Origin of the sequence: Nocardia seriolae NBRC 15557 (assembly GCF_007990715.1) — a bacterium.
Classification (GTDB): domain Bacteria; phylum Actinomycetota; class Actinomycetes; order Mycobacteriales; family Mycobacteriaceae; genus Nocardia; species Nocardia seriolae.
Map to the genome: position 1 here is coordinate 14,714 of NZ_BJWY01000106.1, position 13,770 is coordinate 28,483.

General features: G+C 68.2%; 13 protein-coding genes and 3 pseudogenes. 5 read left to right on the top strand and 11 right to left on the bottom strand.

Annotated features, from left to right (window positions below; translation table 11 throughout):
* Window positions 1-19: 19 nt before the first annotated feature.
* The gene (locus NS2_RS26665; RefSeq protein ID WP_045437527.1) at window positions 20-394 is read right to left on the bottom strand and encodes a DUF4234 domain-containing protein; all 375 of its coding nucleotides are present in this window, start codon (window positions 392-394) and stop codon (window positions 20-22) included.
* A 130-nt stretch (window positions 395-524) separates the two neighbouring features.
* Between NS2_RS26665 and NS2_RS26670 the strand changes: the two genes are divergently transcribed.
* The 5 genes and pseudogenes from NS2_RS26670 to NS2_RS36300 all read left to right on the top strand — a co-directional run bounded on the left by NS2_RS26670 (window position 525) and on the right by NS2_RS36300 (window position 3,123).
* A complete protein-coding gene (locus NS2_RS26670; RefSeq protein WP_033087039.1) occupies window positions 525-953 on the top strand; it encodes a nitroreductase family deazaflavin-dependent oxidoreductase in 429 nt (142 codons plus the stop codon).
* 193 nt (window positions 954-1,146) lie between these two features.
* Window positions 1,147-1,632 (top strand): annotated as a pseudogene (locus tag NS2_RS38765) (TerC family protein); the annotation flags it as partial.
* A gap of 191 nt (window positions 1,633-1,823) precedes the next feature.
* Window positions 1,824-2,087: pseudogene (locus NS2_RS38770) on the top strand (TerC family protein); the annotation flags it as partial.
* 111 nt (window positions 2,088-2,198) lie between these two features.
* Window positions 2,199-2,684, top strand: a complete 486-nt coding sequence (locus tag NS2_RS26680; RefSeq protein WP_033087016.1) for a glycine-rich domain-containing protein — start codon at window positions 2,199-2,201, stop codon at window positions 2,682-2,684.
* Between the two features lie 145 nt (window positions 2,685-2,829).
* Window positions 2,830-3,123, top strand: coding sequence for a hypothetical protein (locus tag NS2_RS36300; protein ID WP_033087017.1), 294 nt, complete (start codon window positions 2,830-2,832; stop codon window positions 3,121-3,123).
* On the opposite strand, the gene NS2_RS26690 is transcribed toward NS2_RS36300, so the two are convergent.
* The 10 genes and pseudogenes from NS2_RS26690 to NS2_RS38540 form a co-directional block, all read right to left on the bottom strand.
* Window positions 3,120-4,889 carry an SDR family oxidoreductase gene (locus NS2_RS26690; protein WP_052086217.1) on the bottom strand — a complete coding sequence of 590 codons (1,770 nt, stop codon included), beginning with the start codon at window positions 4,887-4,889 and terminating at the stop codon, window positions 3,120-3,122. The two genes, NS2_RS36300 and NS2_RS26690, sit on opposite strands and share 4 nt — an antisense overlap.
* A 21-nt stretch (window positions 4,890-4,910) precedes the next feature.
* Window positions 4,911-6,020 (bottom strand): PDR/VanB family oxidoreductase, encoded by a 1,110-nt coding sequence (locus tag NS2_RS26695; protein WP_033087018.1) that lies wholly within the window; start codon window positions 6,018-6,020, stop codon window positions 4,911-4,913.
* Window positions 6,021-6,093: 73 nt separating this feature from the next.
* The gene (locus NS2_RS26700) at window positions 6,094-6,999 is read right to left on the bottom strand and encodes a metal-dependent hydrolase (RefSeq protein ID WP_033087019.1); all 906 of its coding nucleotides are present in this window, start codon (window positions 6,997-6,999) and stop codon (window positions 6,094-6,096) included.
* Between the two features lie 174 nt (window positions 7,000-7,173).
* Window positions 7,174-9,129: an APC family permease gene (locus NS2_RS26705; RefSeq protein WP_045440220.1), complete on the bottom strand. Its 1,956-nt coding sequence runs from the start codon at window positions 9,127-9,129 to the stop codon at window positions 7,174-7,176.
* 125 nt (window positions 9,130-9,254) lie between these two features.
* Window positions 9,255-10,067, bottom strand: coding sequence for an N-acetylmuramoyl-L-alanine amidase (locus tag NS2_RS26710; RefSeq protein ID WP_033087020.1), 813 nt, complete (start codon window positions 10,065-10,067; stop codon window positions 9,255-9,257).
* A gap of 37 nt (window positions 10,068-10,104) precedes the next feature.
* A complete protein-coding gene (locus tag NS2_RS26715; RefSeq protein ID WP_033087021.1) occupies window positions 10,105-10,524 on the bottom strand; it encodes a MarR family winged helix-turn-helix transcriptional regulator in 420 nt (139 codons plus the stop codon).
* Complete coding sequence (locus NS2_RS26720) at window positions 10,514-11,890, bottom strand: MFS transporter (protein ID WP_033087022.1); 1,377 nt, start codon at window positions 11,888-11,890, stop codon at window positions 10,514-10,516. The genes NS2_RS26715 and NS2_RS26720 overlap by 11 nt, the downstream gene beginning before the upstream one ends.
* A 212-nt stretch (window positions 11,891-12,102) precedes the next feature.
* Window positions 12,103-12,840, bottom strand: a complete 738-nt coding sequence (locus NS2_RS26725) for a serine hydrolase (RefSeq protein WP_045440223.1) — start codon at window positions 12,838-12,840, stop codon at window positions 12,103-12,105.
* An 82-nt stretch (window positions 12,841-12,922) separates the two neighbouring features.
* Window positions 12,923-13,498: a zinc-binding dehydrogenase gene (locus NS2_RS26730; protein WP_373867327.1), complete on the bottom strand. Its 576-nt coding sequence runs from the start codon at window positions 13,496-13,498 to the stop codon at window positions 12,923-12,925.
* Window positions 13,499-13,561: 63 nt separating this feature from the next.
* A pseudogene (locus NS2_RS38540) lies at window positions 13,562-13,732 on the bottom strand (alcohol dehydrogenase catalytic domain-containing protein); the annotation flags it as partial.
* Between the last annotated feature and the right edge of the window lie 38 nt (window positions 13,733-13,770).

The following is a 13,770-nucleotide window of genomic DNA, read 5'->3' on the forward strand; positions in this document are numbered from 1 at the left end:
GTGGGGCAGGAGATGGGGGTCAGGCGGGGCGGTTGGCGATCTTGTTGAGTTCGAGTTGGTAGTAGAGGATGCCGAGGCCGAAGACGAAGTTGAGGAGGAAGCCGATGAGGGGGGTGCAGGTGGGTTCGAGGCCGGCGGATTCCTGGGATCGGCGGATTCGGGTGCCGGTGCGCCAGAAGCTGATGATGGGGGCGATGCCGGTCCAGGAGAGCAGGAGCATGACCAGGAGGGGGCCGGCGACGGGGGCCTCGGGGTCGCGGCGGAGTTCGGCCATTTCCTTGTGGATCTTGAAGTACCAGACCAGGAAGTAGATGCCGAGGGTGATGAGGGGCCAGACGAGCCACACCAACACCGGGTTGCGGGGCTTGATCGGTGCGGCGAGGGCGGTGGTCATGGTGGTGAATCCTTTTGTTGTGGTGCGAAATTCGGGCTTCCCAGCGAGCCTGCCGGGAAACGTATCCACCAGATCGTGATCGAATCGTGAAGCGTTAATGTGGACGGCGATCACGACCACAGGAGGAACGATGGCGAATCTGTTCGTGAACGTGCTGCGGGGGCATCAGTGGATCTACGAGAACAGCCATGGACTGGTCGGGCACAAGCTGCTGTTCGGTAACCCGACGCTGCTGCTGCGGACGGTGGGTCGCAAGACCGGGCAGCCGCGCACGAACGCGCTGACCTACGCGCGCGACGGGCAGCACTACCTGGTGACCGCGTCCAACGGCGGGTCGCCGCGGCCGCCGGGCTGGCTGGCGAACGTGAAGGCCAAGGGGGACTGCGAGATTCAGGTCGGAACCAAGCGGATCCCGGTCACCGCCACGGCCACCTATCCGGAGGATCCGGAGTACGCGCGCCGCTTTCAGCTGGTGGACAAGGTCAACAAGGGCCGGTACACGCAGTATCAGAAGATGACGACGCGGCCGATTGCGGTAGTTGTGCTCACACCGCGCTGATGCACGCGTGTCGGGTGGACCGAGCGGGTAAGGGTCGACTACCCTGTCGGGCGTAGAGGGGAGTACTTCCCAAAATCACTCCGGTCAGTACGGGTCGCGCCGCCGCGTCCCCCGGATGGTTGCCCACGGCAGTGTCTCGCAGGGATGTGGGTGAAGGAGACCTCGGCTGGTTTCCCATGCCCGAGGAGGTCCAATGAGTCCCACCCTGTCCGTTCTCGCCAGTTCCACCGCCATCGACACCGTCGGTACGCCCTGGTTGTGGGGCGGAACCATCGTCGCGGTGCTGGCGCTGCTGATTCTCGATTTCGCGCTCACCCGCCGCCCGCACGAGGTGTCCGTGCGGGAAGCGCTGGGCTGGACCGCCTTCTACATCGCCCTGCACGTCGCGTTCGGCCTGTTCCTCTGGTTCAACAACGGCGGCTCCCCCGCGCTGGAGTTCTTCACCGGTTATCTGCTGGAGAAGTCGCTGTCGGTGGACAACCTGTTCATCTTCATGCTGCTGCTGTCGGCCTTCGCGGTCCCGGCCGCGCTCGCCCAGCGGGTGCTGCTCTACGGCATCGCCGGCGCGCTGGTGCTGCGCGGCATCTTCATCGCCCTCGGTGCGGCCGCCCTGGCCACCCTCGACTGGGCCTTCCTGCTCTTCGGCCTGATCCTGCTGGTCACCGCCGTGAAGCTGCTCGCCGACGCGCTCAGCGGCCACGAGCAGGACGTCGACATCGCCGAGATGAAATCGGTCCGGCTGCTGCGCCGCTTCTGGCCCGTCACCGATGACTACCGCGGCACCGAAATGGTGGTCACCGAACCGGATCCGGCCGAGCCCGGCAGGTTCCGCCGCGCCCTGACCCCCTGGCCCTGGTGGTCGCCGCCGTCATGGCCACCGACGTGGTCTTCGCCGTCGACTCGGTTCCCGCCGTCTACGGCGTCACCGGCGACCCCTTCCTGGTCTTCGCCACCAACGCCTTCGCCCTGCTCGGCCTGCGCGCCCTCTACTTCGTCCTGCACGCCGCCCTGTCCCGCCTGGTCCACCTGGCCTACGGCCTGGCCGCCATCCTCGCCTTCATCGGCGTCAAACTGGTCCTGCACTGGGCCCACGGCGTCTGGTCCGGCGTCCCCCAAATCCCCACGGCCGCTTCGCTCCTGGTGATCGTGGTCGTCCTGGCCACCGTGACCTTCACCAGCCTGCGGGTGACGCGCGGGCAGGACGCCGACGAGGGCACCGATGTCGGAGCCGATATACCGTAAGGCATGCTGTCGCACCGTTTCCGGCGCCCACGGCTCGAACAGATCAATCGAGCCGTGGATGCGCTGGTATTGCCGGAGGCGGTGTTCAAGACCTGCCCGTGGGAGCCGCGGGAGCTGGTCGAGACCGGTCTGCGGCAGTGGTTGCGGTGCTGCGGGGCGGCGATGCGCGACGATCGGGTGATCGGGATGCCCTCGCATGCGGTGGATGAGGCCTGGCACGGGCTGATTCTGTGCACCAAGCGTTACGCGCGGTTCTGCGACGGCGCGTACGGGCGGTTTCTGCACCACTTCCCGGATGGCGAGGGCAGCGGCTCGGGCGATCCGATGGCGGATCAGCTGGGGCGCACGGTGGTGGCCTGGTCGTTCGTGGCCCGCCTCGGCGAGGAATGCGTGCTGTGGGATCTGGATACCGTTGTCGGAGTGGACCATCCGTGGGGCATTCCGGCGGCGCGGGTCCACTCCATCGAGGCGGCGCTGCGGGCGGGGTGAACGCGGTCAGGCACCGCCGCCACAACCGCCTCCGCCGCAGCTGCTGCCACCCCCACAGCTACTGCCTCCGCCGCCACAGCTGCTGCCACCCCCGCAACCGTGGCTGCCGCTGTCGCTCGAGCCCCCATCGGCCCACAGGCTGCTGTTGTCGCTCGAACTGCTGCTCCAGTCGCCTCCGGACGAGCCGTATCCCCAGCTCGTGTCGCGCCTGCGCCGACCGTTGTCGGGTTGGTTCTTCGAGGCGATGGCCATGATGACGATCAGCCCGATGCCGACCCCGACACAGATCAATCCACCCGCCACTGTCGATCTCCTCCCCTTGCTCGCAGCCGCTCTGACCGCGAGTTATAGCCGGAAAGCTACGCCGGGGAAAATCCGTCTGGCAACCCCATTGCCGGGGCTCACCAACGGTGTGAGCCCCGAGCAGGGTACCGGCTAGGTCAGCTTGACCCGGGCCGCGAAGAAGCGGGCGACGGCCGGGGCGAAGCGGTTGAAGCGGTATTGCATCCAGGCTTCGGGGGTAACCGGGACGACGTCGCGGTCGTTCTCGACGGCCTTGACGATCCGGGCGGCCACCTTTTCCGGGCCGTAGCGGCGGGCGGCGTAGAGCTTGTCGTAGCGCTGCTGCTTGGCGGCCTCCTCCTCGACGGAGACGCCCGAGAAGCGGGTGGTGGCAACGATATTGGTGTGCACGATGCCGGGGCAGATGGTGTGCACGCCGATGCCCTTGGCGGCCAGTTCGGCGCGCAGGCAGTCGGAGAACATGAACACGGCCGACTTGGAGGTGGAGTAGGCCGCGAAGCCCTGCTGCGGGGTGTAGGCCGCCATCGAGGACAGGTTGACGATGTGGCCGCCCAGGCCGCGCTCGGCCATGGCCTTGCCGAAGGCGCGGCAGCCGTTGATGACTCCGTGCAGGTTGATATCGAGCACCCGGTCGAATTCGGCGGCGGAGGTGTCGAAGAAGCCACCGGCCGCGCCGACGCCCGCATTGTTGATGAGGATGTCGGGCACCCCGTGCAGGGCGATCACCTCGGCCGCGTGCGCGTCGACGGCCTCGGCGGAGGACACGTCGAGCTGGTAGGCGTGCGCCGTACCGCCTTCGTGCGCAATGAGTTCCGCGGTTTCCTTGGCCGAGTCGAGATTGATGTCGGAGAGCACCACCTCGGCCCCGCGCCGGGCGAAGGCGAGCGCGGTCTCGCGGCCGATGCCGCTGCCGCCGCCGGTGATCACCAGCAGTTGGTTCTCGAAACTCCGCTGCTCGGTGCCGACTTCGGCGCGCTTGAGCCCGCGCGGGGTCTCCCCCGTGCGCAGCGAGTCGATGAGTTCGGCGGTGGAGGTGGCCAGCAGCTCCGGATGCGAGAACGGCAGCCAGTGCCCGCCGCCGACCTCACGCCGGTACAGGGTGGGCGCGTACTCCTTGGTGTCGCCGTAACCCGCGGGCCGCACCGCCACATCGCGGCGCGCGATGATCAGCTGGACCGGCACCTCGGTGCGCCGCTCGCGCGGATCGGCCATGCGCTGCAGGATGTTCGCGCGGTAGATGCGCATCCCGTCGAAGAAGTCGCGGCGGAATTCCGGCCCGAGTTTGACGTTCTCCGGGGAGGTCTCATTCATCAGCCCGACGAACCGCGACCACATCTTCTCGGTGCCGAGCGGCTTGAGCACCACCCGCGGCACGCCCGGCGTCATGAACAGCCCGGTGTAGGCCGAGGACAGCAGCTGGGTGAACGGCCCCCACAGCTTGCCGCGCGACAGGTTCGATCGCGCCCAGGCGCCGATGTGGTCCAGGTTGGGCCCGGACACCGAGGTGAAGGAGGCGACCCGCCCGGCGGCCTGCGGCTCGCACACCGCTTCCCACATCTCCACCGAACCCCAGTCGTGGGCCAGGATGTGCACGGGCGCAGCGGGACTCACCGCGTCGGCGACGGCGAAGAAGTCAGCGGCGAAGTGCTCGAGCCGGTAGTCCTCGGTGCGGTCGGTGCGGGTGGAGCGGCCGTGCCCGCGGGTGTCGTAGGTGACCACGTGGAAGCGGTCGGCCAGCAGCGGCACCACGCGATCCCAGAGGTGGTTGTCGTCGGGCCAGCCGTGCACCAGCACAATGGTTTCGGCGGATGGTTCGCCGTATTCGTAGACGGCGATGTCGAACTCGCCGCTGCGCACCGTGCGCTCGGCGGCGGGGATGACAGTGGGGTGATCGGTCACGATCTTCTCCTCGTTGAGACGGTGCTAAATGTCCAGCACCAGACGTTCCCCGCCGCAACGGGATACACAGATGAGCATGTCGCCGTTCGCCCGTTCGGCGTCGGTGAGCACGGTGTCGCGATGGTCGACCTCGCCGGAGCGCACCCGCACCACGCAGGTGCGGCAGAAGCCCTGGCGGCACGAATACGAGCTGTCCGGACGGACTTTCAGCACTTCCTCGAGCACCGACTTGTCGGCGGGCACGTCGATGACGTCGCCGGTGCGGGCCAGCGCCACCTGGAAGGCGGTGCCGTTCACCACCGGAGCCGGTGAGAAGCGTTCGGAATACAGTTCCACGCCCGGCATGTCGCGAATGCGATCGGCGATGAGCTGGGTCATCACCACCGGGCCGCAGCAGTACACGGAGGTATCGGAGCCGACACCCGGCAGCAAGTCCGCGGCGGTCGGAATCCCGTGCTCGTCATCGGTGCGCACGGTCACCCGCGACCCGAACGACTCCACCTCCGACAGGAATGGAATGGTGTCGCGAGACCGCCCGGCGTACACCATGGTCCAGTCCACACCGAGCCGATCGGCCATCCGGATCATCGGCAGGATCGGCGTGATGCCGATGCCGCCCACCACGAAATGCATTCTCTTGGCGGAGGATCCGTGTCCCGGCAGCACGAACGGGAATGCGTTGCGCGGCCCGCGCACGGTCAGCTCGGTGCCGACCAGCAGTTCCTCGTGCACCTCCAGCGATCCGCCGTTGCCGTCCGGAATCCGCCGCACCGCAACGCGATACGCGTGCCGGTCGGCCGGATCACCGCACAGCGAGTACTGCCGCACCCGCCCCGACGGCAACTCCAGATCCAGGTGCGCGCCCGGCCGCCACTCGGGCAGCCGCCGCCCGTACGGGGCGGTCATGAGCAGGCTGATCACATCGGTGTCGTGCGCCTCCACCCGCCGCTCCACCACGACCAGCGGAATCCGCCAATCGTCCACCCGGGCGTCGGGCTCGCGCCGGTTCACGACGGTGGTCCAGCGCAAACGGCTTTCGGCGATGAAGGCCACCACCCGGGTGGCGCGATCCGCGCGCGCCTTCCCGAACAGATCCTGCGGCGGCGTCGTCGGAACGGGTCGAACCGCGCTCACGCCTCCACCTCGCTGCGCTCGGCTCCGGCGTGCGCGCGGCGCGCTGCGTCCATGGTTCGCTCGCTTCGCTCGTTCACGAGGCCAGCGCCCGGGCCGCCGGGGACTTCGCCAGGTAGGCGACCGCCTGCGCGGTCGAGCCGACGCCCTCGGGGCTGTAGCCCGGCTTGAAGGTGGACAGCGCGCTGATCAGCAGCGACGGAATCCCCGGGATCGAGCGCCGCCACATGCCCGCGAAGATCCGCATGACCAGCATCGGGTAGCGGTGGTTGGGCAGCGACGGATCGGCGTGCACCAGGAACTTGGTGCCGCGCAGCAGCAGCGCGATGAAGATCGGGAACACCATGAGCATGAGCGCGCCGCGGCGCACGTAGCCGATCTCGAAGTACTCGGCCACGTCGTGGGCGACCATGCGGTGCTCGACCTCTTCGGCCCCGTGCCAGCGAAACAGGTCCAGCATCTGCGGGTCGGCGTCGAACTTCTCCAGGTCGGCGTTGATGACCCAGTCCCCGAGGAAGGCGAAGAAGTGCTCGAGCGCGGCGATGACGCCCAGCCGCTCCACGAGCTGCTGCTGCCGCGCCGCCTCGGTGGCGGCCTCGCGCGGGCCCAGGGTCTTGCGGAAGATGAATTCCGCCTGGCGCACATAGGGTTCGACATCGATGCCGTGCGTGGCGAGCACCTCTTCGAGGGCCCCGTTGTGGCTCTCGGCGTGCATGGACTCCTGCCCGATGAAGCCGATCATGGCTTCCCGCAGCTTCTCGTCCTTCACCAGTTCGAGGGCTTCGTCGAAGGTCACCAGGAACATGCGCTCGCCCTCGGGCAGCAGCATGCTCAGGGCATTGAGGACGTGCGAGGCGATCGGTTCCCGCTTCATCCAGATCGGCTCGGTGCGCGACCAGTCGAACTTCACATTCCGAGCCTGCAGGGCTACCTCGCCGGGCTCCGTCACCGGTTGGCGGCCCAGTTTGGGAAGTAGCTTCATCGGTACTCCTGGTGTCATGTCACGTTTGCTGCGTGAGCGTAGCAATATTCTACGTCTGCATGAAACCCTGAGTTACATCTAAACCGGACACGTTCTTCTATATGAAATGACGCGGGAGCTCCCACCGCGGAAGTCCGTCCGATTTCCCGCGGTGGGAGCTCCCTCGCGAAGGATCTAGCTGTCCACGTGGACGTGCGGGCGCTGGGAGCGGCGCGGGATGGCGCGACGCAGGATCTCGCGGGTCACGGGGGCCACCTCGCCCTCGCCGAAGAACATGAAGCGCACCAGGTTGACCAGCGGGTTGCCCTCGGTCCATTCGAAGTACACGTGCGGGCACTCGCCGGTGCGGTCGCGGATCGCGATCAGGATGGACGCGATGCAGTTGGGCACGGCGGCGGCCTCGACGGTGAGGATGTGGTAATCGTCCACATCCACCTCGGTCACATTCAACGTGGTGCTGAACTCCGAGGGGTCCTTCACGATGACCTCGAGGAAGAGGATGGGCTCGTCCTCGGGAATGTGGCTCTCGCGCCGCTGATCGGCTTCCTTCTCCGCGTACTCCTCGGGCGAGCGGCCGTCGGTGATGTCGTGGGTGACGATGCGGATCTCGCCGCGCTCGGCCAGCTGATCGATCATCCGGCAGGCCTTCTCGTCGAAGACCACGTCCACGGCCCGCAGCTCGAAGGCGCGGCGGATGCGGGAGGCGAAGGACACCACCAGGATCGCCACCACGAACAGGATGGCCAGGTGCAGACCGGCGGGCTTCTCGATGATGTTGTCGATGGTGGTGTAGACGAAGATCAGCGACACCGCGCCGAAGCCCACCACCCGCAGGTACTGCTGCTTGCGCCACGCCGAAATGGTCACCGCGATGGCCGCGGAGGTGATCAGCACCAACACACCGGTCGCGTACGCCGCGCCCTGCGCGTCCACATTGGCGTCGAAGTACCAGGTGATGGCGAAGGCCACCAGCGCGAAAACCAGTGTCAGCGGCCGGATCTGGCGCGCCCACTCCGGGGCCATGCCGAAGCGCGGCAGGTAGCGCGGGACCAGGTTGAGCAGGCCCGCCATGGCCGAGGCGCCCGCGAACCACAGGATGGCGATGGTGCTGACGTCGTACACGGTGCCGAAGGCATTGCCCAGGTACTCGTGCGCCAGGTAGGCCAGCGCGCGCCCGTTGGCCTGGCCGCCCTCCTCGAATTCCTTCTCCGGAATGAGGATGGTGGTGATGAAGCTGGTGACGATGAGGAACCCGCTCATGATGAGCGCCGCGGTCGTCAGCAGCTTGCGGGTGCCGACGATGCGGGTGCGCGGGTATTCCTTGGAGTCGGCCGGATTGCCCTTGATCTGCGGCATGACCGCGACGCCGGTCTCGAAGCCGGACAGACCCAGCGCCAGTTTCGGGAAGACCAGCAGCGCCACGCCGATCATGGCGAAGATATTGCCGTGCTTGGCGGTCAGCAGATGCGACCAGTCGGTCACCAGGTCCGGGGCCTGCACCACCTTGGCGATGCCGACCGCGGCCACCACCAGATTCAGCGCCAGGTACGCGCCGACCAGTCCGACCGCGATGCCGATGGCCTCACTGAACCCCTTGAGGAACACCGCCGCCAGCAGCGCCAGCAGGACCAGCGTGATGGTCATGTTCTGGTCCTGGAGGAACCCCGGCACGTACGGGTTCTCCACGATGTGCGCCGCGCCGTCGGCCGCGGACAGCGTCATGGTGATGGTGAAGTCGGTGGCCGCGAAGCCCAGCAGCACCAGGATGAAGATCTTGCCCCACCAGTTCGGCAGGAACTTGGCGAACATGGCGATGGACCCGCCGCCGTCGTGACTCTCCCGGGCCACCCGGCGATAGACCGGCAGCGCGCCCAGCAGGGTGAGCGCGACCAGCACGATGGTCGCCAGCGGGGACAGCACGCCCGCGGCCAGCGCCGCGATGCCGGGCTGGTATCCCAGTGTCGAGAAGTAGTCGACACCGGTCAGGCACATGACCTTCCACCAGGAGTGCTGATGCTCCTTGGGCGGTTTCTTGGCCATCGGCCCGGGAATCTGCGAGTAGTGCTCTCCCGCGTCTTCCAATAGCCAGTTCGCGAAGCGCGAGCGCGGCCGTACGTCGGTGGTGGTCAAGGAGTCCTCCCCGGAACCCTGTCTGTCCGGTTGCCCGAAAATATTCCGTAAATGACGTGACGAATCTACTCACGGCAAACCGGGCGAATGCACACCCCGCGCCGTGCGCAGTCCAGACCGTTGTGCTACCCGAGGTAGCCCGCGATGGCGGTGGCGATGGCCCGCGCGAATCGGGCGCGGCCGTCCGGTGATTCGATGATCGCGGCATCGCCGGGATCGCGCATGTTGCCGCATTCGACGAGGGCGGTGGGCCGCTCGGAGAAATTGAGCCCGGCCAGATCGGGGCGCGGGTTCATGCCGTCGGAGCCGACGTAGGTGGAGGGGGTGAAGCCCGCGCCGGCCATGCCGTCGCGCAGGGCGGTGGCCAGCTGCACCGACGGCCCGGACTGGGCGTCGTTGAGCGCGGGCGAGGAGTAGGCGACGTGGAAGCCGTGCGCGCCCGCGGCCGCGCCGTCGGCGTGGATGGAGACGACCGCCGCCGCGCCGACCCGATTGCCGAGGGTGCCGCGATCGTTGACGCAGGGCCCGACGCCGTCGTCGCTGTCGCGGCTCATGATCACGTGGTAGCCGCGGGCGGTGAGCAGATCGCGGACGCGCTGGGCCACATCCCAATTGAACTCGTGCTCGGTGTAGCCGTCATTCGCATTGGTGCCGGTGGTGTTGCAGGCCTTGGTACCGCCGCGCCCGTCGGGCACCTGGGCATTGATCTGGTCGGGGTGGACCGCGCCGCCGCCATTGTGGCCGGGATCGAGGACCACGGTCTGGCCCGCGATCGGAAACAGCGGGACGGCAGGGGAATCCGCGGCCGGGCGCGACTGGATCGTCGTCCGCGGCGGAGCAGACGCCGAAACCGGTGTGGCGGTGAGGCTCTGCCCGCAACCCGCGATCAGCAGGGCTCCGCAGAGGGCCGCCAGGGACTTCCAGTGTCGGTGTCGCACGGCCCCAACGATAACGGTTCAATCACGAACGGGTGGCTCAGTGTTCGAGTTTGCGCAGGATCTCGTGCAGTGTGCGCAGGTCGGCGGGGTTCAGGGCGGTCAATTCCGCGGGCGCGGGATCCGGCGTGGCGAAGGCGTCGGCCACGATGTCGCGCCCGGCGTCGGTGATCGAGACGAGCTTGCTGCGCCGATTGGTCGGGTCGATCTCGCGGATCACCAGGCCGCGCTCCTCGAGATCGTTGATCGTGACCGTGGTGGCGGGCGCGTCCATCGAGGTCGCCGCCGACAACTGCTTGGGCGTCAGCGGTCCCGCCAGCAGCCGCCGCAGCACCCGGAAACGGCTGAACGGCATGCCGATTCGCTCGGACACCGCGCGCTTCCAACTGTCACGGGTGTCCATCACCAGGTGGGTGAGCTGCTGCCAGACGTCGTCCGGGGTGGGCATGTCATCCGGCATGTGCGGGGACCTTCTGTTCCAGCAGGGGGGCGATGCGATCGCGCGAACGGTACGCCCAGTCGGTATTGGCGGCGACTCCGAGCGCGATGACGGCGGTGGCGAAACCGGCGATGGTCCACCACAGACCCGCACCCGTGAGCGCACCACACAGTGCCACACCGAGACTGATGCCGACCTGGCGGCTGGTGGAGGCCACCGCGGAGGCCGCGCCCGCGCGATCCAGGGGCATGCCGCTGACCGCGGTGGTGGTGATGGGCGCGTTGACAGCGCCGAAGCCGATGCCGAACACCGTGAAGGTGAGGATCAGCTGCCAGATCGGGGTGTCGGGGCGCACCAGGGTGAGACCGACCGCGGCACAGGTCATCAGCACACCGGAGAACAGCAGCGACGGCTTGGTGCCATAACGGCCCACCAGCCGGCCCGACAGCGGCGAGGAGACCAGCATGCCGAGCGCCATCGGCAGGTAGAGCAGGCCGGTGTGCACGGCCGAGAAGTGCCGCGTCCCTTGCAGATACAGCGACATGTCGAACAGGAACGCGCCGAGCGCCGCGAACGAGCAGACCGCGATGACGGTGGCCGAGGAGAACGGGAAGCTGCGGAAGAAGCGCAGATCGATGAACGGCGACGGGTGGCGCGACTCGTGCCGGACGAACCCGGCCAGCGCGAGTGCGGAGAGCGCGAACATGGCGGGCTCGGTCTCGATCAGGCCGAACACCAGGGTGAACAGCGTCGCGATGGCCAGCACCTGGCCGATCGGGTCCATGCCACGCGGGTTGGCCGACTTCGATTCCGGCACGAAGACGGTGGTGAGCACGAGGGCGATCGCCACGATCGGCAGGTTGATCCAGAACACCGACTGCCAGCCCAGGCTGTCGATGAGCACGCCGCCGACCATGGGGCCCAGGGCCGTCGAGATGCCGACCACCGCGCCCCACACGCCGACCGCGCGGGCCCGCTCCACCCGGCCGGTGAAGACGGTCGTAATGATCGACATGGCAACGGGATTCAGCATGGAACCGCCGATGGCCTGGAGAAAACGCGCGCCGATCAGGATCTCGATGGTCGGCGCGATGCTGCACAGCAGCGACCCGGCCGCGAAGGTCAGCAGGCCGATGCGGAACACCCGCTTGCGCCCGAAGCGATCGGCGGCCGCGCCCGAGAGCATGAGCAGGCTGGCCAGGGTGAGGGTGTAGACGTCGACGATCCACTGCAACTTGGACAGCGGCGCGCCGAGATCGGTGCGAATGGTGGGAATGGCGACGTTCACGATGGTCGCGTCCATGGAGGAGATCAACAGACTCAGGCAGCACGTAACCAGCACGATCGTCTTCCGACGCGCACTCAGCCCCTCAACAGTTGTAAGCACACAATAATTGTGCTTACACAATCGTTCCGGATGCAAGAGACGCGGCCGGTGGCTCGGGTCACATCGGCGCCCGCACGGGTCGGATCAAGGGCCGGGCAGGCATCGCTCGACGCCCGGGCCGGTACAACTCGAAGCCGACTCGATCCGCGGGCGATGAGCACGGCGCAATGCCAACTCGATCCCGGGGCAACTCGATCCCGGGGTCATACGGGTCAATGCCGGCGTGGGGTCAGCTCTCCGATCAGTCCCCACAGCACGGCCTGCACGTCCTGGGTTTGCTGTTCGGCGCTGCCGTAGGTGTGGGCGGAGACGGTGAAGCCGGGACCGAAGGAGGCCGAGGCGACCTCGGGGTCGCCGACATCGGCCCAGCCCCACTTGGTTCCGAGGATCTGCGGGAGGCGGGCGGTGCCCCAGTCCTGGCGGGTGCCATCGGCGGCCTTCTCGGCGGGCTCCTCCATCCAGGCCAGGATCGGGCTGTCCGGATCGGAGCGGACCTTGGCGGCCAGGAAGTCGGCGACGTCGGCGGTGCTGGTGGTCGAGAACTCCCAGTCGCCCTCGCCGTGGGTGGCGGTCAGGCCGTATTCGGCGGCCACGGCGTCGATGGCCTTCGGATATTTGGCGAAGAGCCGGTCCGCGGCGTAGTCGTCGGACTTGCGGATCATGCGCTCGCACAGGTCCTTGTCGGCGGCCGAGCCGTCGCCGTGGCGCAGTGCGTAGTCGGCTATGTAGAGCTTCGAAATCGACAGGCCCGCACGCTCTTCGGACTCGTTGTCGGTACCCCAGCCCACGCCGGGGACCAGGGTGCGCACCGAGATGGAGGTCCGGTCGGGCACCTGCAGCGGCTGGATATCGGCGGGCACCGGCTGGGCAGCGCCGACACCGACGGCCCCACCCAGGCATACGGCGAGCAGAGCCCCCAGTGCCCCGATCGCGCCGATTCGACCGCCCATTTGTCCGCCTCCCGTATCGCCAACCGCCCAGTCCACCTTGCGCTTGCGGACTGGGCGGTTGTTCACGACACGCCGAACTCATTCAGACCGTGAGGATGGTGCGGCCCAGGGCGGCGCGGGAACCGATGGCGGCATGCGCGGCGGCGGCCTCTTCGAGGGGGAAGGTCTGGCCGATGACCACTTCGAGGCGACCGGCCGCGGCCTCGCCCTGGGCGCGGTCGTGCCGGGCGAGCCAATCGGTGTCCGGGGTCGCGACCTCGAACAAGGGGACGATGGTGATGCCTTGGGCGGCGGCGGTTTCCGCGTCGATCGCGGCGAATCCGCCCGCGGAATTGCCGTAGGCGATGAGCAGCCCGCCGGGCGTGACCGTTTCCAGCGCCGCGCGGCCGATCTCACCGCCCGCCCCGTCGAGGACCACGCGGACCCCGCCGGTGCGTTCCCGGACCTGCTCGGCCCAGTCGGGCTGCGAGTAGTCGATCACCTCGTGCGCGCCGAGCCGTTGCGCCAGTGCGAGTTTCGCCTCGCAGCGCGCGGCGGCGGCGACCCGCGCACCGGCGGCGCGGGCCAACTGGATGAACAGCGTGCCCAGACCGCCGGCGGCAGCGGTGATCAGCACCCACTGCCCCGGCTCGATGGCCGCGCGGTCGACGACGGCCATGGCGGTGCGCCCGTCGTGGGACAGGGCCGCCGCCTGCACGAAGCTCAGCTCGTCCGGGATGGCGACCAGGGTCGCGGCTTTGGCCAGAGACTGTTCGGCATAGCCGCCGATGGGCAGGCCGCCGCCGATGCCGCTCGCGGCCGTCGGCGTGACGACCCGCTTGCCGAGCCAGGCCGCGTCGACGTCCGGCCCGACCGACTCGACCGTGCCCGCCACCGCGCCGCCGGGGATGAAGGGCGGTTCGACGGGGAAGTAGTCGACGGCCTAGTACT